Genomic DNA, 17,166 nt, shown 5'->3' with positions numbered 1-17,166 from the left:
TTTTTTTACGTCTCAATAATGAGGAGGGGGGGTCTCTTCAGACTGGGAAGCAATATGGGAAGGCTGGGTCGCCTTGATCTTTTCAGTCAGCAAGCGTAGCAGGTCGCGCAATTTTGCCATTTCAAGTTCGTGGGCCGTGACCGTCTGGTTCAGCTCTTCGATGGTGATCTCCTGAAAAGCCAGCCGACTTTCCAGCTCCGCCAGTCTCGCTTCCATTGTTGTATCCTGCATGATTCACCTCGTTGTTCAGTCTGGCGCGGAATATTAACTGACTTTGGCCCGGTTCGCAGTAATCATGCTGCCAGTAAGAAACTAATTTAAACAAAAATAGTCTGAAAAGAATCGAGTTTCGGGGGAGTCTGTCTGTAGATTTCTTCCGCAACGTTTTATAGTACGCAACTCATTTACATTTAACACTGGGGTGAGAGGCCCTGGTCCCTGGAGATATGGATGAAATCACTGTTTAAAGTAACGCTGCTGGCAACCACTATGGCTGTCGCGCTGAATGCACCGCTGTCTTTCGCTGCAGATACCGCTGCGAAACCAGCTGCTGCTGCAGACAGCAAAGCGGCGTTCAAAAATGACGACCAGAAATCAGCCTATGCGCTCGGAGCATCTCTGGGTCGTTATATGGAAAACTCTCTCAAAGAGCAGGAAAAACTGGGCATCAAACTGGATCAGGCGCAGCTGATTGCCGGTGTTCAGGACGCCTTTGCTGATAAGAGCAAACTGTCCGATCAGGAAATTGAACAAACTCTCCAGGCTTTTGAAGCGCGTGTGAAAGGCGCTGCACAAGAGAAGATGGAAAAAGATTCAGCCGAGAACGAAACCAAAGGTAAAGCCTATCGTGACACCTTTGCGAAAGAGAAGGGCGTAAAAACCTCTTCTACCGGCCTGGTCTACAAAGTTGAGAAAGAAGGTACCGGAGACGCACCGAAAGACAGCGACACCGTGGTCGTTAACTACAAAGGTACTCTGATCGACGGCAAAGAGTTTGATAACTCTTACACCCGTGGCGAACCGCTCTCCTTCCGTCTGGATGGTGTTATCCCTGGCTGGACAGAAGGCCTGAAAAACATCAAGAAAGGCGGCAAAATCAAGCTGGTCATCCCACCGGATCTGGCTTACGGTAAAACCGGCGTTCCGGGTATTCCGGCTAACTCTACGCTGGTCTTTGACGTAGAGCTGCTGGACATCAAACCCGCACCGAAGGCGGATGCCAAGCCTGAAGCTGCAGCAGATGCTAAAGCTGCAGACGCAGCGAAGAAATAAAACTGCGAAACCCGCCGCCTTCCAGGCGGCGGTTTTTTTTATTCCGGGGCAGAGTCAATTAACACTGGAAAGCCTTACCTACGCTGTATTAATTTAGTTGTCCGTGTAAATGATGAGCCTGCCCTGAAAACCTACCGACAGGCTCCTGAAAAGGAGTGTTTTTTTCATGACCAGGTCGCTTTTAACCAACGAAACCAGTGAGCTCGATCTGCTGGATCAGCGTCCTTTCGATCAGACCGATTTCGATATTCTGAAATCCTACGAGGCGGTAGTGGACGGGTTAGCGATGCTCATTGGGTCCCACTGCGAAATCGTATTGCACTCCCTGCAAGATCTGAAATGTTCTGCCATCCGCATTGCTAATGGTGAGCATACCGGCCGTAAAATTGGATCGCCAATCACCGACCTTGCACTGCGTATGCTGCACGACATGACCGGCGCGGACAGTAGCGTCTCCAAATGCTATTTCACACGCGCCAAAAGCGGCGTGCTGATGAAGTCGGTCACTATCGCTATCCGTAACCGCGAACAGCGCGTCATTGGTTTGCTCTGTATCAACATGAACCTTGACGTTCCGTTCTCGCAAATCATGAACACCTTTATTCCGCCGGAAACGCCTGACGTGGGCTCTTCCGTTAACTTCGCCTCGTCCGTTGAAGATCTCGTCACCCAGACGCTGGAATTCACCATCGAAGAGGTTAATGCCGATCGCAATGTTTCTAACAATGCTAAAAATCGCCAGATCGTGCTCAATCTCTACGAGAAAGGTATCTTCGACATTAAAGATGCGATTAACCAGGTTGCGGATCGCCTGAATATCTCCAAACACACGGTGTACCTCTACATCCGTCAGTTCAAAAGCGGCGACTTTGTGGGACAAGAGAAGTAATGCGTTTTGCGTTGATGGTGACCGGCCCGGCTTATGGCACTCAGCAGGCAAGCAGCGCGCTGCAGTTTGCCCGCGCACTTCTGGAAGCCGGCCATGAGCTCATAAGTGTGTTTTTCTATCGTGAAGGCGTCTATAACGCTAACCAGCTCACTTCGCCTGCCAGCGATGAATTTGATCTGGTGCGTGGCTGGCAAGCCCTACATCAACAGTCCGGTGTCGCGCTACATATTTGTGTGGCTGCGGCGTTGCGCCGTGGTATTGCCGACGCCACAGAAGCCGAACGTCTGGGCCTGGCAGGCGCCAATCTGCAGCCGGGTTTCACTCTCAGCGGATTAGGCGCCCTGGCGCAAGCCGCATTAACCTGCGACCGCATGGTGCAATTCTGATGAATCGCGTGGCTTTTGTTTTTACTTCCGCTCCGCATGGCAATGCTGCTGGCAGGGAAGGGCTGGATGCACTGCTTGCCACTTCCGCCCTGACGGAGGAGATTGGCGTCTTCTTTATTGGCGACGGTATATTTCAACTTCTCGCCGGACAGCAGCCCCAGACGATATTAATGCGCGACTATATCGCCACGTTTAAGGTACTGCCTCTCTATGATATCGAGACCTTCTGGATCTGTTCCACGTCAATGCGAGAGCGCGGGCTGGACGACGAGACGCCGCTGGTTCTGGATGCGACACGGCTGACATCCGACCGCTTACGCGAAGAACTTTCTCATTACGATACCGTTTTAACCTTCTGAGGCCGCCATGCTCTATACTCTGAGCCGTTCACCCTGGCAGTGCGACATTGACGGATTACTGAGAATGTTGCGCGACGGCGATGCTCTGTTGCTAATTCAGGACGGCGTATTGGCCGCAATTGCAGGCAGTCGTTACGTTGAAAATATCACTAACGCCCCCATTAAGGTCTATGCGCTCAAAGACGACCTTGACGCGCGAGGGCTGGCTGGTCAAATTTCAACCAAAATTGACGTAGTTGGCTATACTGATTTCGTTGATCTTGCAGTTACGCATACCAGTCAAATGAACTGGTGATTTGAGATCGCTGTATATTTCTTGACACCTTTTCGACGTAGCCCTAAAATTTCGCGTCCTCATATTGTATGAGGTCGTTTTATTACGTGTTTACGAAGCAAAAGCTAAAACCAGGAGCTATTTAATGGCAACAGTTAACCAGCTGGTACGCAAACCACGCGCTCGCAAAGTTGCAAAAAGCAACGTGCCTGCGCTGGAAGCCTGCCCGCAGAAACGTGGCGTATGTACTCGTGTATATACCACCACTCCTAAGAAACCAAACTCCGCACTGCGTAAAGTATGCCGTGTGCGTTTGACTAACGGTTTTGAAGTGACTTCCTACATCGGTGGTGAAGGTCACAACCTGCAGGAGCACTCCGTGATCCTGATCCGTGGCGGTCGTGTTAAAGACCTTCCGGGTGTTCGTTACCACACCGTTCGTGGTGCGCTCGACTGCTCTGGTGTTAAAGACCGTAAGCAGGCTCGCTCCAAGTACGGCGTGAAGCGTCCTAAGGCTTAATGGTTCTCCGTTAAGTAAGGCCAAACTGATTTATCTTAATGTCACACTAAACTCTTAGAGTTTTGGACAATCCTGAATTAACAACGGAGTATTCCCATGCCACGTCGTCGCGTCATTGGTCAGCGTAAAATCCTTCCAGATCCGAAATTCGGATCAGAACTGCTGGCAAAATTTGTAAATATCCTGATGGTAGATGGTAAAAAATCTACTGCAGAAGCAATCGTATACAGCGCGCTTGAGACCCTGGCTCAGCGTTCTGGTAAAAATGAACTGGAAGCTTTCGAAGTCGCTCTCGACAACGTTCGCCCAACTGTAGAAGTTAAGTCCCGCCGCGTTGGTGGTTCTACTTATCAGGTTCCAGTTGAAGTTCGTCCGGTTCGTCGTAATGCTCTGGCAATGCGTTGGATCGTTGAAGCTGCTCGTAAACGCGGTGATAAATCCATGGCTCTGCGTCTGGCGAACGAACTTTCTGATGCTGCAGACAACAAAGGTACTGCAGTTAAGAAACGTGAAGACGTTCACCGTATGGCAGAAGCCAACAAGGCGTTCGCACACTACCGTTGGTAATCCCTTCGGAGTCGTAGTCACCAGGCGGGCGCTTCAGAGAAGCCGCCCGCTCTGGGTAACTTAACTGAACGCCTAAAGAAACAAACGAGGAATCAAATGGCTCGTACAACACCCATCGCACGCTACCGTAACATCGGTATCAGTGCGCACATCGACGCCGGTAAAACCACTACTACCGAACGTATTCTGTTCTACACCGGTGTAAACCACAAAATCGGTGAAGTTCATGACGGTGCAGCTACCATGGACTGGATGGAGCAGGAGCAGGAACGTGGTATCACCATCACTTCCGCTGCGACTACTGCATTCTGGTCTGGTATGGCTAAGCAGTATGAACCGCATCGCGTAAACATCATCGACACCCCGGGCCACGTTGACTTCACTATCGAAGTAGAACGTTCCATGCGTGTTCTTGATGGTGCAGTAATGGTTTACTGCGCAGTTGGTGGTGTTCAGCCACAGTCTGAGACCGTATGGCGTCAGGCTAACAAATATAAAGTTCCACGCATCGCGTTCGTTAACAAAATGGACCGTATGGGTGCTAACTTCCTGAAAGTTGTTGGTCAGATCAAATCCCGTCTGGGCGCGAACCCTGTTCCGCTGCAGCTGGCTATTGGTGCTGAAGAAGGTTTCACCGGTGTTGTTGACCTGGTGAAAATGAAAGCCATCAACTGGAACGAAGCAGATGCAGGCGTGACCTTCGAATACGAAGATATCCCGGCTGACATGCAGGACCTGGCTGACGAATGGCACCAGAACCTGATCGAATCCGCAGCTGAAGCATCTGAAGAGCTGATGGAGAAATACCTGGGTGGTGAAGAACTGACTGAAGAAGAGATCAAAAAAGCTCTGCGTCAGCGCGTTCTGAACAACGAAATCATCCTGGTAACCTGCGGTTCTGCGTTCAAGAACAAAGGTGTTCAGGCAATGCTGGATGCGGTAATTGATTACCTGCCATCCCCAGTAGACGTTCCTGCGATCAACGGTATCCTGGACGACGGTAAAGATACTCCGGCTGAGCGTCACGCAAGTGATGACGAGCCGTTCTCTGCACTGGCGTTCAAAATCGCTACCGACCCGTTCGTGGGTAACCTGACGTTCTTCCGCGTGTACTCTGGTGTGGTTAACTCCGGTGACACCATCCTGAACTCCGTGAAAGCAGCTCGTGAGCGTTTCGGCCGTATCGTACAGATGCACGCTAACAAACGTGAAGAGATCAAAGAAGTTCGCGCGGGCGATATCGCTGCGGCTATCGGTCTGAAAGACGTGACCACCGGTGACACCCTGTGTAACCCGGATCACCCGATCATTCTGGAGCGTATGGAATTCCCTGAGCCGGTAATCTCCATCGCCGTTGAACCTAAAACCAAAGCTGACCAGGAAAAAATGGGTCTGGCTCTGGGCCGTCTGGCGAAAGAAGACCCGTCCTTCCGCGTATGGACTGACGAAGAATCTAACCAGACCATCATCGCTGGTATGGGTGAACTTCACCTGGATATCATCGTTGACCGTATGAAGCGTGAATTCAACGTTGAAGCGAACGTAGGTAAACCTCAGGTTGCTTACCGTGAAGCGATTCGTACTAAAGTTACCGATATCGAAGGTAAACACGCTAAGCAGTCTGGTGGTCGCGGTCAGTACGGTCACGTTGTGATCGACATGTACCCACTGGAGCCGGGCTCTAATCCGAAAGGTTACGAGTTCATCAACGACATCAAAGGTGGTGTAATTCCTGGCGAATACATCCCTGCCGTTGATAAAGGCATTCAGGAGCAGCTGAAGTCTGGTCCGCTGGCAGGTTACCCGGTAGTAGACATTGGTATCCGTCTGCACTTCGGTTCTTACCACGACGTTGACTCCTCTGAACTGGCGTTTAAACTGGCTGCTTCTCTTGCCTTTAAAGATGGCTTTAAGAAAGCGAAACCAGTTCTGCTTGAGCCAATCATGAAGGTTGAAGTAGAAACTCCGGAAGAGAACACCGGTGACGTTATCGGTGACTTGAGCCGTCGTCGCGGTATGCTGCGTGGTCAAGAATCCGAAGTGACTGGCGTTAAGATCCACGCTGAAGTTCCGCTGTCTGAAATGTTCGGATATGCAACTCAGCTGCGTTCTCTGACCAAAGGTCGTGCATCATACACCATGGAATTCCTGAAGTATGATGATGCACCGAACAACGTTGCTCAGGCCGTTATCGAAGCCCGTGGTAAATAATCCACAGGATTAAAACCTAAGTCCCGTGCTCTCTCCAGAGGGGAGAGCACTATAGTAAGGAATATAGCCGTGTCTAAAGAAAAATTTGAACGTACAAAACCGCACGTCAACGTTGGTACTATCGGCCACGTTGACCACGGTAAAACTACTCTGACCGCTGCAATCACTACCGTACTGGCTAAAACCTACGGCGGTGCTGCTCGTGCATTCGACCAGATCGATAACGCACCAGAAGAAAAAGCGCGTGGTATCACCATCAACACTTCTCACGTTGAATATGACACCCCGACTCGCCACTACGCACACGTAGACTGCCCAGGCCACGCCGACTATGTTAAAAACATGATCACCGGTGCTGCGCAGATGGACGGCGCGATCCTGGTTGTTGCTGCGACTGACGGCCCTATGCCTCAGACCCGTGAGCACATCCTGCTGGGTCGTCAGGTAGGCGTTCCTTTCATCATCGTGTTCCTGAACAAATGCGACATGGTTGATGACGAAGAGCTGCTGGAACTGGTAGAGATGGAAGTTCGTGAACTGCTGTCTCAGTACGATTTCCCAGGCGACGACACCCCAATCGTTCGTGGTTCCGCGCTGAAAGCGCTGGAAGGCGAAGCAGAGTGGGAAGAGAAAATCATCGAACTGGCTGGCTACCTGGATTCTTACATCCCTGAGCCAGAGCGTGCGATTGACAAGCCGTTCCTGCTGCCAATCGAAGACGTATTCTCCATCTCCGGTCGTGGTACCGTTGTTACCGGTCGTGTAGAGCGCGGTATCATCAAAGTTGGCGAAGAAGTTGAAATCGTTGGTATCAAAGACACTGCTAAGTCTACCTGTACTGGCGTTGAAATGTTCCGCAAACTGCTGGACGAAGGCCGTGCTGGTGAGAACGTTGGTGTTCTGCTGCGTGGTATCAAACGTGAAGAAATCGAACGTGGTCAGGTTCTGGCGAAGCCAGGCTCCATCAAGCCACACACCAAGTTCGAATCTGAAGTGTACATCCTGTCCAAAGACGAAGGCGGCCGTCATACTCCGTTCTTCAAAGGCTACCGTCCGCAGTTCTACTTCCGTACAACTGACGTGACCGGTACCATCGAACTGCCAGAAGGCGTTGAGATGGTAATGCCAGGCGACAACATCAAGATGGTTGTGACTCTGATCCACCCAATCGCGATGGACGACGGTCTGCGTTTCGCAATCCGTGAAGGCGGTCGTACCGTTGGCGCGGGCGTTGTTGCTAAAGTTCTGGGCTAATTAATTATCCCTGAATTAAAAAAGGACGCTTCGGCGTCCTTTTTTGTTTTCTACAATTTAATGCTGTCACAAATTCTCGCATTTTTTGTACTCTCCCGGCGCGTATCCTGCGGCTTGTGCTATTGTAATCATAACCATTCTCACTTACACTTTGCGCATATTTTGAACGGGAGTGCGTATGTACGTTTGTCTTTGTAATGGTGTGAGTGATAAAAAAATCCGTCAGGCCGTTCGTCAATTTCAGCCACAATCCTTCCAACAGCTACGCAAGTTTGTTCCAGTCGGAAATCAATGCGGTAAGTGCGTTCGTGCTGCCCGTGAGATCATGCAGGATGAACTGATGCAGATCCCAGAATTCAAAGAGATTGCCTGAGCGCCTATCTTTTTTTTGACATCCCTGTAGCCCGTTCTACGCTTCAATGAGTGGAAGCGGAGGGACTATATAATGAAAGGTGATGTTAAAATCATAAGTTATCTCAATAAATTATTGGGAAATGAGCTTGTCGCAATCAATCAGTATTTTCTTCATGCACGTATGTTCAAGAATTGGGGCTTAACTCGCCTCAACGACGTTGAATATCACGAATCCATCGATGAAATGAAGCACGCCGATAAGTATATCGAGCGTATTCTCTTCCTCGAGGGTATCCCAAATCTGCAGGACCTCGGCAAGCTGGGTATCGGCGAAGATGTCGAGGAGATGTTGCGTTCCGATCTGCGGCTGGAGCTGGAAGGGGCGAAAGACCTTCGTGAAGCGATAGCCTATGCGGACAGCGTTCATGATTATGTGAGCCGCGATATGATGATCCAGATCCTTGCAGACGAAGAAGGCCATATCGACTGGCTGGAAACGGAGCTGGATCTGATCGATAAAATTGGTGTGCAGAATTATCTACAGTCTCAGATTAAAGTGGAAAGCTAACCAGGCTTTGCCATCCAGTAAGTAAACCTGCTGCCGCCATAAAGGGGCCAAAAGGCAGCGGGTTTTTAAACAGTTTCTCTCCCGGCTTTATCATTGATCGTATCAACACATAAACAGTGGCCATCAGCGCCGCGGCGAGCGCCAGTACGGGCAAAACACACCAGCCATGCCATGCACCGAGAGCCGCTAAATACTTCACATCGCCATATCCCATACCTTCTTGCTTGCACACTAGCCTGTAACCCCAATAGATAAGCGCGAACCCTGCGTAACCTGCCATCGCGCCAGTTATCGCGGCTGGCAAAAAGTCAGGGTTGATACAGAGATGAAAAAGTAGTCCGGACCATAACAGCGGGCATAGGTACCTGTCTGGCAGCAAGCCGGTACGGATATCGGCACGTATGAGAATGGCGGTCAAAGCCAGATACGCTAGCAGGAAGGGGAGGGCATTCAGCATCATAAAAACCTCAGTACAATGGATATGGCCGTACTTTTCTCAAATCCATAAATGCGCGACAAATAGCAAGATGCAGAACTGGAAAGCGCTATCCAAAGAAGAGACGCAACGTGTGGAAGTTGCAGTAGAGGTACGAGCAAGCACGCGAAATTGTTCTGGACCGCCTGTTTTCTAAACTAAGCTTGCGTCGCGCCCAGATTTACGTATAATGCGCGGGCTTGTCGTAATTGACGGCGGGTTCAATCTGAACCAGGGTAACTCATTTTGTTACTCAATAATGCTCCCAATTGGGGAGCTACGTAAGAACGGTTACACTCTCCCATCAATCGTAATGGGTTTGAGGAGTAATCATTTTCGTTTATAAAATAATTGGAGCTCTGGTCTCATGCAGAACCAAAGAATCCGTATCCGCCTTAAAGCGTTTGATCATCGTCTGATCGATCAATCAACCGCGGAAATCGTCGAGACTGCTAAGCGCACTGGTGCGCAAGTCCGTGGTCCGATCCCGCTGCCGACCCGCAAAGAGCGCTTCACCGTTCTGATCTCTCCGCACGTAAACAAAGACGCGCGTGATCAGTACGAAATCCGCACTCACAAGCGTCTGGTTGACATCGTTGAGCCAACTGAGAAAACCGTTGATGCTCTGATGCGTCTGGATCTGGCTGCCGGTGTAGACGTGCAGATCAGCCTGGGTTAATCAGGTCATCGAGCGATTGAGAGGTTGAAACAATGATTGGTTTAGTCGGTAAAAAAGTGGGAATGACCCGCATCTTCACTGAAGATGGCGTTTCTATCCCAGTAACCGTAATCGAAGTTGAAGCAAACCGCGTTACTCAGGTTAAAGATCTGGCTAACGATGGCTACCGCGCTGTTCAGGTTACCACTGGTGCTAAAAAAGCTAACCGTGTAACCAAACCAGAAGCGGGTCACTTCGCTAAAGCTGGCGTAGAAGCTGGCCGTGGTCTGTGGGAATTCCGTCTTGCTGAAGGCGAAGAGTTCACCGTAGGTCAGGACATTAGCGTTGAGCTGTTTGCTGAAGTTAAAAAAGTTGACGTAACCGGTACCTCTAAAGGTAAAGGTTTCGCTGGTACCGTTAAGCGCTGGAACTTCCGTACCCAGGACGCTACCCACGGTAACTCCTTGTCTCACCGCGTACCGGGTTCTATCGGTCAGAACCAGACTCCGGGCAAAGTGTTCAAAGGCAAGAAAATGGCAGGTCAGCTGGGTAACGAACGTGTAACTGTTCAGAGCCTGGACGTAGTACGTGTTGACGCTGAGCGCAACCTGCTGCTGGTTAAAGGTGCGGTCCCGGGTGCAACCGGTAGCGACCTGATCGTTAAACCAGCTGTGAAGGCGTAAGGGGATAGCAATGGAATTAGTATTGAAAGACGCGCAGAGCGCGCTGACTGTTTCCGAAACTACCTTCGGTCGTGATTTCAACGAAGCGCTGGTTCACCAGGTTGTTGTTGCTTATGCAGCTGGTGCTCGTCAGGGTACTCGTGCTCAGAAGACTCGTGCTGAAGTAACTGGTTCTGGCAAAAAGCCATGGCGCCAGAAAGGTACCGGCCGTGCGCGTTCAGGTTCTATCAAGAGCCCGATCTGGCGTTCAGGTGGCGTGACCTTCGCTGCGCGTCCACAGGACCACAGTCAAAAAGTTAACAAAAAGATGTACCGCGGCGCGCTGAAAAGCATTCTGTCCGAACTGGTACGTCAGGATCGTCTGATCGTTGTCGAATCATTCTCTGTTGAAGCGCCTAAAACTAAGCTGCTGGCACAGAAACTGAAAGACATGGCTCTGGAAGATGTGCTGATCATCACCGGTGAGCTGGACGAGAACCTGTTCCTGGCTGCGCGCAACCTGCACAAGGTTGACGTACGCGATGCAACTGGTATCGACCCGGTTAGCCTGATCGCCTTCGACAAAGTCGTAATGACTGCTGATGCTGTTAAGCAAGTTGAGGAGATGCTGGCATGATTCGTGAAGAACGTCTGCTGAAGGTGCTGCGCGCACCGCACGTTTCTGAAAAAGCGTCTACTGCGATGGAAAAAACTAACACCATCGTTCTCAAAGTTGCTAAAGACGCGACCAAAGCAGAGATCAAAGCTGCTGTGCAGAAACTGTTTGAAGTCGAAGTCGAAGTCGTTAACACCCTGGTAGTTAAAGGGAAAGTTAAACGTCACGGACAGCGTATCGGTCGTCGTAGCGACTGGAAAAAAGCTTACGTCACCCTGAAGGAAGGCCAGAATCTGGACTTCGTTGGCGGCGCTGAGTAAGTCGGAGGAGTAATACAATGGCAGTTGTTAAATGTAAACCGACATCTCCGGGTCGTCGCCACGTAGTTAAAGTGGTTAACCCTGAGCTGCACAAGGGCAAACCTTTTGCTCCGTTGCTGGAAAAAAACAGCAAATCCGGTGGTCGTAACAACAATGGCCGTATCACCACTCGTCACATCGGTGGTGGCCACAAGCAGGCTTATCGTATTGTTGACTTTAAACGCAACAAAGACGGTATCCCAGCAGTTGTTGAGCGTCTTGAGTACGATCCGAACCGTTCCGCGAACATCGCGCTGGTTCTGTACAAAGATGGCGAACGCCGTTACATCCTGGCCCCTAAAGGCCTGAAAGCTGGTGACCAGATTCAGTCTGGCGTTGATGCTGCAATCAAAGCAGGTAACACCCTGCCGATGCGCAATATCCCGGTTGGTTCTACCGTGCATAACGTAGAAATGAAACCAGGTAAAGGCGGTCAGCTGGCACGTTCCGCTGGTACTTACGTTCAGATCGTTGCTCGTGATGGTGCTTATGTCACCCTGCGTCTGCGTTCTGGTGAAATGCGTAAAGTCGAAGCAGACTGCCGCGCTACTCTGGGCGAAGTTGGCAATGCTGAGCATATGCTGCGCGTTCTGGGTAAAGCAGGTGCTGCACGCTGGCGTGGTGTTCGTCCTACCGTTCGCGGTACTGCGATGAACCCAGTCGATCACCCACATGGTGGTGGTGAAGGTCGTAACTTTGGTAAGCACCCGGTATCTCCGTGGGGCCTCCAGACCAAAGGTAAGAAGACCCGCAGCAACAAGCGTACTGATAAATTTATCGTACGTCGCCGTAGCAAATAATTTTAGAGGATAAGCCATGCCACGTTCTCTCAAGAAAGGTCCTTTTATTGACCTGCACTTGCTGAAGAAGGTAGAGAAAGCGGTGGAAAGCGGAGACAAGAAGCCTTTGCGCACTTGGTCCCGTCGTTCAACGATCTTTCCTAACATGATCGGTTTGACCATCGCTGTCCATAATGGTCGTCAGCACGTTCCAGTCTTTGTTACCGACGAAATGGTTGGTCACAAACTGGGTGAATTCGCACCGACTCGTACTTATCGCGGCCACGCTGCTGATAAAAAAGCGAAGAAGAAATAAGGTAGGAGGAAGAGATGGAAACTTTAGCTCAACATCGCCATGCTCGTTCTTCTGCTCAGAAGGTTCGCCTTGTTGCTGACCTGATTCGCGGTAAGAAAGTGTCGCAGGCCCTGGACATCCTGACCTATACCAACAAGAAAGCTGCGGTATTGGTCAAGAAAGTACTGGAATCTGCCATTGCTAACGCTGAACACAACGATGGCGCTGACATCGACGATCTGAAAGTCGCGAAAATTTTCGTAGATGAAGGCCCAAGCATGAAGCGCATTATGCCGCGTGCGAAAGGTCGTGCAGATCGCATCCTGAAGCGCACCAGCCACATTACTGTGGTTGTGTCCGATCGCTGAGACTCTGGAGACTAGCAATGGGTCAGAAAGTACATCCTAATGGTATTCGCCTGGGTATTGTAAAACCATGGAACTCTACCTGGTTTGCGAACACCAAAGAATTCGCTGACAACCTGGACAGCGATTTTAAAGTACGTCAGTACCTGACTAAGGAACTGGCTAAAGCGTCCGTATCTCGTATCGTTATCGAGCGTCCGGCTAAGAGCATCCGTGTAACTATTCACACTGCTCGTCCTGGCATCGTTATCGGTAAGAAAGGCGAAGACGTAGAAAAACTGCGCAAGGTCGTAGCGGATATCGCTGGCGTTCCTGCACAGATCAATATCGCTGAAGTTCGTAAGCCTGAACTGGACGCTAAATTGGTTGCTGACAGCATCACTTCTCAGTTGGAACGTCGTGTTATGTTCCGTCGTGCGATGAAGCGTGCTGTTCAGAACGCAATGCGTCTGGGCGCTAAAGGTATCAAAGTTGAAGTTAGCGGCCGTCTGGGCGGCGCGGAAATCGCACGTACCGAATGGTACCGTGAAGGTCGCGTACCGCTGCACACTCTGCGTGCTGACATCGACTACAACACCTCTGAAGCGCACACCACTTACGGTGTAATCGGCGTTAAGGTATGGATCTTCAAAGGTGAGATCCTGGGTGGTATGGCTGCTGTTGAACAACCGGAAAAACCGGCTGCTCAACCTAAAAAGCAGCAGCGTAAAGGCCGTAAATAAGGAGCGTCGCTGATGTTACAACCAAAGCGTACAAAATTCCGTAAAGTGCACAAAGGCCGCAACCGTGGTCTGGCGCAGGGTACGGATGTTAGCTTCGGCACTTTCGGTCTGAAAGCTGTTGGCCGTGGTCGTCTGACTGCACGTCAGATCGAAGCAGCACGTCGTGCTATGACCCGTGCAGTTAAGCGTCAAGGTAAGATTTGGATCCGTGTATTCCCGGACAAACCAATCACCGAGAAGCCGCTGGAAGTTCGTATGGGTAAAGGTAAAGGTAACGTGGAGTACTGGGTTGCCTTGATCCAACCGGGTAAAGTCCTGTATGAAATGGACGGCGTACCGGAAGAGCTGGCCCGTGAAGCATTCGGCCTGGCAGCAGCGAAACTGCCGATTAAAACCACCTTTGTAACTAAGACGGTGATGTAATGAAAGCAAATGAGCTGCGTGAAAAAAGCGTAGAAGAGCTGAACGCTGAGCTGCTGAACCTGCTGCGTGAGCAATTCAACCTGCGCATGCAGGCTGCAAGTGGCCAGCTGCAACAGACTCACCTGCTGAAGCAGGTTCGTCGTGATGTTGCACGCGTTAAGACTTTACTGACTCAGAAGGCGGGTGCGTAATGACCGATAAAATCCGTACTCTGCAAGGTCGTGTTGTTAGCAACAAAATGGAGAAATCTCTGGTTGTTGCTATCGAACGTTTTGTGAAACACCCGATCTACGGTAAATTCATCAAGCGTACGACCAAACTGCACGTACATGACGAGAACAACGAATGCGGTATCGGCGACAAGGTTGAAATCCGTGAATGCCGTCCGCTGTCCAAGACTAAGTCCTGGACGCTGGTTCGCGTTGTAGAGAAAGCGGTTCTGTAATACAGTAAGCCTTCTCAATACGAATAAACGGCTCAGCGATGAGCCGTTTATTTTTTCTACCCATATTGTAGAAGCGGTGTTATAATGCCGCGCCCTCGATATGGGGCTTTTCAACGGCTCTGATTTTAGAGTCTCAGGTAGTAGTTGACATTAGCGGAGCACTAAAATGATCCAAGAACAGACTATGCTGAACGTCGCCGACAACTCCGGTGCACGTCGCGTAATGTGTATCAAGGTTCTGGGTGGCTCGCACCGTCGCTACGCAGGCGTAGGCGACATCATCAAGATCACCATCAAAGAAGCAATTCCACGTGGTAAGGTCAAGAAAGGTGATGTGCTGAAAGCGGTAGTGGTGCGCACCAAGAAGGGTGTTCGTCGCCCTGACGGTTCTGTCATTCGCTTCGATGGTAATGCATGCGTTATTTTGAACAATAACAGCGAGCAGCCTATCGGCACGCGTATCTTTGGGCCGGTAACTCGTGAGCTTCGTACTGAGAAGTTCATGAAAATTATCTCTCTGGCACCAGAAGTACTCTAAGGAGCGAATCATGGCAGCGAAAATCCGTCGTGATGACGAAGTTATCGTGTTAACCGGTAAAGACAAAGGTAAACGCGGTAAAGTAAAAAATGTTCTGTCTTCCGGCAAACTTGTCGTTGAAGGTATCAACCTGGTTAAGAAACATCAGAAGCCGGTTCCGGCCCTGAACCAACCAGGTGGCATCGTTGAAAAAGAAGCTGCTATTCAGGTTTCTAACGTTGCAATCTTCAATGCGGCTACCGGCAAGGCTGACCGTGTAGGCTTTAGATTCGAAGACGGCAAAAAAGTCCGTTTCTTCAAATCTAACAGCGAAACTATCAAGTAATTTGGAGTAGTACGATGGCGAAACTGCATGATTACTACAAAGACGAAGTAGTTAACAAACTCATGACTGAGTTTAACTACAATTCTGTCATGCAAGTCCCTCGGGTCGAGAAGATCACCCTGAACATGGGTGTTGGTGAAGCGATCGCTGACAAGAAACTGCTGGATAACGCAGCAGCTGACCTGACAGCTATCTCCGGTCAAAAGCCGTTGATCACCAAAGCACGCAAATCAGTTGCAGGCTTCAAAATCCGTCAGGGCTATCCGATCGGCTGTAAAGTAACTCTGCGTGGCGAACGCATGTGGGAGTTCCTTGAGCGCCTGATCTCTATTGCTGTACCACGTATCCGTGACTTCCGTGGCTTGTCCGCTAAGTCTTTCGACGGTCGTGGCAACTACAGCATGGGTGTCCGTGAGCAGATCATCTTCCCAGAGATTGACTACGATAAAGTCGATCGCGTGCGTGGTTTGGATATTACCATCACCACTACTGCGAACTCTGATGAAGAAGGCCGTGCTCTGCTGGCTGCCTTTGACTTCCCGTTCCGCAAGTAAGGTAGGGTTACTGAATGGCTAAGCAATCAATGAAAGCACGCGAAGTAAAGCGCGTAGCTTTAGCTGATAAATTCTTCGCTAAACGCGCTGAACTGAAAGCGATCATTTCTGATGTGAACGCTTCCGACGAAGATCGTTGGAATGCTGTTCTCAAGCTGCAGTCTCTGCCGCGTGATTCCAGCCCGTCTCGTCAGCGTAACCGCTGTCGTCAAACAGGTCGTCCACATGGTTTTGTGGGCAAGTTCGGGTTGAGCCGTATCAAACTGCGTGAAGCCGCCATGCGCGGTGAAGTACCAGGCTTGAAAAAGGCTAGCTGGTAATTACCAATTGAATCACGGGAGTAAAGACAGATGAGCATGCAAGATCCGATCGCGGATATGCTGACCCGTATCCGTAACGGTCAGGCCGCGAACAAAGTTGCGGTCACCATGCCTTCCGCCAAGCTGAAAGTGGCAATTGCCAACGTGCTGAAGGAAGAAGGTTTTATCGAAGATTTTAAAGTTGAAGGCGACACCAAGCCGGAACTGGAACTTACTCTTAAGTATTTCCAGGGTAAAGCTGTTGTAGAAAGCATTCAGCGTGTCAGCCGCCCAGGTCTGCGCATCTATAAGAAAAAAGATGAGCTGCCAAAAGTTATGGCCGGCATGGGTATCGCAGTTGTTTCTACCTCTAAAGGTGTTATGACTGATCGTGCAGCGCGCCAGGCTGGTCTTGGTGGCGAAATTATCTGCTACGTAGCCTAATCGGAGGAAAAAATGTCTCGTGTTGCTAAAGCACCGGTCGTTATTCCTGCCGGCGTTGATGTAAAAATCAACGGTCAGGTTATTACGATCAAAGGTAAAAATGGCGAGCTGACTCGTACCCTCAACGATGCTGTTGAAGTTAATCATGCAGACAACGCTCTGACTTTCGGCCCACGTACTGGTTACGTTGATGGCTGGGCTCAGGCTGGTACCGCGCGTGCCCTGCTGAACTCAATGGTTGTTGGTGTTACCGAAGGCTTCACTAAAAAGCTTCAGCTGGTTGGTGTAGGTTACCGTGCAGCGATCAAAGGGAATGCAGTAGGCCTGTCTCTGGGCTTCTCACACCCTGTTGAACATCAGCTGCCGGCAGGTATCACTGCAGAATGTCCGACTCAGACTGAAATCGTGCTGAAAGGCGCTGATAAACAGCTGATTGGCCAGGTTGCAGCAGATCTGCGCGCCTACCGTCGTCCTGAGCCTTATAAAGGCAAGGGTGTTCGTTACGCCGACGAAGTCGTGCGTACCAAAGAGGCTAAGAAGAAGTAAGGTAACA

30 protein-coding genes are annotated in these 17,166 nt (G+C 50.4%); 28 read left to right on the top strand and 2 right to left on the bottom strand.

All coding sequences use genetic code 11. The features are described from left to right. Positions 1–12 precede the first annotated feature (12 nt). Positions 13–231, bottom strand: coding sequence for a protein SlyX (locus tag JZ655_RS19085; protein WP_040078342.1), 219 nt, complete (start codon positions 229–231; stop codon positions 13–15). A 219-nt stretch (positions 232–450) separates the two neighbouring features. Here JZ655_RS19085 and fkpA point away from each other — a divergent pair, with 219 nt between their 5' ends. From fkpA to bfr, 11 genes are all read left to right on the top strand, one after another. Beyond that, positions 451–1,272 carry an FKBP-type peptidyl-prolyl cis-trans isomerase gene (gene fkpA, locus JZ655_RS19080; RefSeq protein ID WP_040078343.1) on the top strand — a complete coding sequence of 274 codons (822 nt, stop codon included), beginning with the start codon at positions 451–453 and terminating at the stop codon, positions 1,270–1,272. 166 nt (positions 1,273–1,438) lie between these two features. Beyond that, positions 1,439–2,161 (top strand): helix-turn-helix transcriptional regulator, encoded by a 723-nt coding sequence (locus JZ655_RS19075; protein ID WP_040078344.1) that lies wholly within the window; start codon positions 1,439–1,441, stop codon positions 2,159–2,161. After that, a complete protein-coding gene (gene tusD / locus JZ655_RS19070; RefSeq protein ID WP_046886732.1) occupies positions 2,161–2,547 on the top strand; it encodes a sulfurtransferase complex subunit TusD in 387 nt (128 codons plus the stop codon). The genes JZ655_RS19075 and tusD overlap by 1 nt, the downstream gene beginning before the upstream one ends. Continuing rightward, the gene (gene tusC, locus JZ655_RS19065) at positions 2,547–2,906 is read left to right on the top strand and encodes a sulfurtransferase complex subunit TusC (protein ID WP_207292503.1); all 360 of its coding nucleotides are present in this window, start codon (positions 2,547–2,549) and stop codon (positions 2,904–2,906) included. The genes tusD and tusC overlap by 1 nt, the downstream gene beginning before the upstream one ends. A gap of 7 nt (positions 2,907–2,913) precedes the next feature. Continuing rightward, positions 2,914–3,201, top strand: coding sequence for a sulfurtransferase complex subunit TusB (gene tusB, locus JZ655_RS19060; protein ID WP_207292502.1), 288 nt, complete (start codon positions 2,914–2,916; stop codon positions 3,199–3,201). Between the two features lie 124 nt (positions 3,202–3,325). Continuing rightward, positions 3,326–3,700 carry a 30S ribosomal protein S12 gene (gene rpsL / locus JZ655_RS19055; RefSeq protein ID WP_000246815.1) on the top strand — a complete coding sequence of 125 codons (375 nt, stop codon included), beginning with the start codon at positions 3,326–3,328 and terminating at the stop codon, positions 3,698–3,700. 96 nt (positions 3,701–3,796) lie between these two features. After that, the gene (gene rpsG, locus JZ655_RS19050) at positions 3,797–4,267 is read left to right on the top strand and encodes a 30S ribosomal protein S7 (protein WP_004106370.1); all 471 of its coding nucleotides are present in this window, start codon (positions 3,797–3,799) and stop codon (positions 4,265–4,267) included. A gap of 96 nt (positions 4,268–4,363) precedes the next feature. After that, positions 4,364–6,478, top strand: a complete 2,115-nt coding sequence (gene fusA / locus JZ655_RS19045) for an elongation factor G (RefSeq protein WP_040078349.1) — start codon at positions 4,364–4,366, stop codon at positions 6,476–6,478. 69 nt (positions 6,479–6,547) lie between these two features. Beyond that, the gene (gene tuf / locus JZ655_RS19040; RefSeq protein WP_040078350.1) at positions 6,548–7,732 is read left to right on the top strand and encodes an elongation factor Tu; all 1,185 of its coding nucleotides are present in this window, start codon (positions 6,548–6,550) and stop codon (positions 7,730–7,732) included. A 178-nt stretch (positions 7,733–7,910) separates the two neighbouring features. Next, positions 7,911–8,105, top strand: coding sequence for a bacterioferritin-associated ferredoxin (bfd, locus tag JZ655_RS19035; protein WP_003863268.1), 195 nt, complete (start codon positions 7,911–7,913; stop codon positions 8,103–8,105). A gap of 72 nt (positions 8,106–8,177) precedes the next feature. Further along, a complete protein-coding gene (gene bfr, locus JZ655_RS19030) occupies positions 8,178–8,654 on the top strand; it encodes a bacterioferritin (RefSeq protein WP_040078352.1) in 477 nt (158 codons plus the stop codon). Here the strand turns inward: bfr and JZ655_RS19025 are convergent. Next, positions 8,638–9,111 (bottom strand): prepilin peptidase, encoded by a 474-nt coding sequence (locus tag JZ655_RS19025; protein ID WP_207293882.1) that lies wholly within the window; start codon positions 9,109–9,111, stop codon positions 8,638–8,640. The genes bfr and JZ655_RS19025 overlap by 17 nt on opposite strands. 385 nt (positions 9,112–9,496) lie before the next feature. Here JZ655_RS19025 and rpsJ point away from each other — a divergent pair, with 385 nt between their 5' ends. The 17 genes from rpsJ (at position 9,497) to rplF (ending at position 17,159) form a co-directional block, all read left to right on the top strand. After that, positions 9,497–9,808, top strand: a complete 312-nt coding sequence (gene rpsJ / locus JZ655_RS19020) for a 30S ribosomal protein S10 (protein WP_001181005.1) — start codon at positions 9,497–9,499, stop codon at positions 9,806–9,808. A gap of 32 nt (positions 9,809–9,840) precedes the next feature. Next, positions 9,841–10,470, top strand: coding sequence for a 50S ribosomal protein L3 (gene rplC, locus JZ655_RS19015; protein WP_016538466.1), 630 nt, complete (start codon positions 9,841–9,843; stop codon positions 10,468–10,470). Positions 10,471–10,480: 10 nt separating this feature from the next. Next, a complete protein-coding gene (gene rplD / locus JZ655_RS19010) occupies positions 10,481–11,086 on the top strand; it encodes a 50S ribosomal protein L4 (protein WP_003031119.1) in 606 nt (201 codons plus the stop codon). Further along, positions 11,083–11,385 (top strand): 50S ribosomal protein L23, encoded by a 303-nt coding sequence (gene rplW / locus JZ655_RS19005; protein WP_000617546.1) that lies wholly within the window; start codon positions 11,083–11,085, stop codon positions 11,383–11,385. The genes rplD and rplW overlap by 4 nt, the downstream gene beginning before the upstream one ends. Positions 11,386–11,402: 17 nt before the next feature. Then, positions 11,403–12,224 carry a 50S ribosomal protein L2 gene (gene rplB, locus JZ655_RS19000; protein WP_002919786.1) on the top strand — a complete coding sequence of 274 codons (822 nt, stop codon included), beginning with the start codon at positions 11,403–11,405 and terminating at the stop codon, positions 12,222–12,224. Positions 12,225–12,240: 16 nt separating this feature from the next. Next, positions 12,241–12,519, top strand: a complete 279-nt coding sequence (gene rpsS, locus JZ655_RS18995) for a 30S ribosomal protein S19 (protein ID WP_001138117.1) — start codon at positions 12,241–12,243, stop codon at positions 12,517–12,519. A 14-nt stretch (positions 12,520–12,533) separates the two neighbouring features. Then, positions 12,534–12,866, top strand: coding sequence for a 50S ribosomal protein L22 (gene rplV / locus JZ655_RS18990; protein WP_002919773.1), 333 nt, complete (start codon positions 12,534–12,536; stop codon positions 12,864–12,866). A gap of 17 nt (positions 12,867–12,883) precedes the next feature. After that, positions 12,884–13,585, top strand: coding sequence for a 30S ribosomal protein S3 (rpsC, locus tag JZ655_RS18985; protein ID WP_000529945.1), 702 nt, complete (start codon positions 12,884–12,886; stop codon positions 13,583–13,585). 12 nt (positions 13,586–13,597) lie between these two features. Then, on the top strand, positions 13,598–14,008 hold the full coding sequence (gene rplP / locus JZ655_RS18980; RefSeq protein ID WP_002919759.1) for a 50S ribosomal protein L16: 411 nt from the start codon (positions 13,598–13,600) through the stop codon (positions 14,006–14,008). Beyond that, positions 14,008–14,199: a 50S ribosomal protein L29 gene (gene rpmC, locus JZ655_RS18975; protein WP_032614707.1), complete on the top strand. Its 192-nt coding sequence runs from the start codon at positions 14,008–14,010 to the stop codon at positions 14,197–14,199. Before rplP ends, rpmC begins: the two co-directional genes overlap by 1 nt. After that, positions 14,199–14,453 (top strand): 30S ribosomal protein S17, encoded by a 255-nt coding sequence (gene rpsQ, locus JZ655_RS18970; RefSeq protein ID WP_040078356.1) that lies wholly within the window; start codon positions 14,199–14,201, stop codon positions 14,451–14,453. The genes rpmC and rpsQ overlap by 1 nt, the downstream gene beginning before the upstream one ends. Before the next feature lie 166 nt (positions 14,454–14,619). Then, positions 14,620–14,991, top strand: coding sequence for a 50S ribosomal protein L14 (gene rplN, locus JZ655_RS18965; RefSeq protein ID WP_002919748.1), 372 nt, complete (start codon positions 14,620–14,622; stop codon positions 14,989–14,991). Between the two features lie 10 nt (positions 14,992–15,001). Next, positions 15,002–15,316, top strand: a complete 315-nt coding sequence (gene rplX, locus JZ655_RS18960) for a 50S ribosomal protein L24 (protein ID WP_003863287.1) — start codon at positions 15,002–15,004, stop codon at positions 15,314–15,316. A 14-nt stretch (positions 15,317–15,330) separates the two neighbouring features. Continuing rightward, the gene (gene rplE / locus JZ655_RS18955) at positions 15,331–15,870 is read left to right on the top strand and encodes a 50S ribosomal protein L5 (RefSeq protein WP_032614703.1); all 540 of its coding nucleotides are present in this window, start codon (positions 15,331–15,333) and stop codon (positions 15,868–15,870) included. Between the two features lie 14 nt (positions 15,871–15,884). Next, positions 15,885–16,190, top strand: a complete 306-nt coding sequence (gene rpsN, locus JZ655_RS18950; RefSeq protein WP_032614701.1) for a 30S ribosomal protein S14 — start codon at positions 15,885–15,887, stop codon at positions 16,188–16,190. A 30-nt stretch (positions 16,191–16,220) separates the two neighbouring features. Beyond that, on the top strand, positions 16,221–16,613 hold the full coding sequence (gene rpsH / locus JZ655_RS18945; protein WP_032614699.1) for a 30S ribosomal protein S8: 393 nt from the start codon (positions 16,221–16,223) through the stop codon (positions 16,611–16,613). Between the two features lie 12 nt (positions 16,614–16,625). Beyond that, positions 16,626–17,159, top strand: a complete 534-nt coding sequence (gene rplF / locus JZ655_RS18940; protein ID WP_040078358.1) for a 50S ribosomal protein L6 — start codon at positions 16,626–16,628, stop codon at positions 17,157–17,159. Positions 17,160–17,166: the final 7 nt, after the last annotated feature.

Source organism: Leclercia pneumoniae (genome assembly GCF_017348915.1).
Taxonomy (GTDB): Bacteria; Pseudomonadota; Gammaproteobacteria; order Enterobacterales; family Enterobacteriaceae; genus Enterobacter; species Enterobacter pneumoniae.
This window is presented reverse-complemented; position numbering and strand designations above follow the sequence as displayed.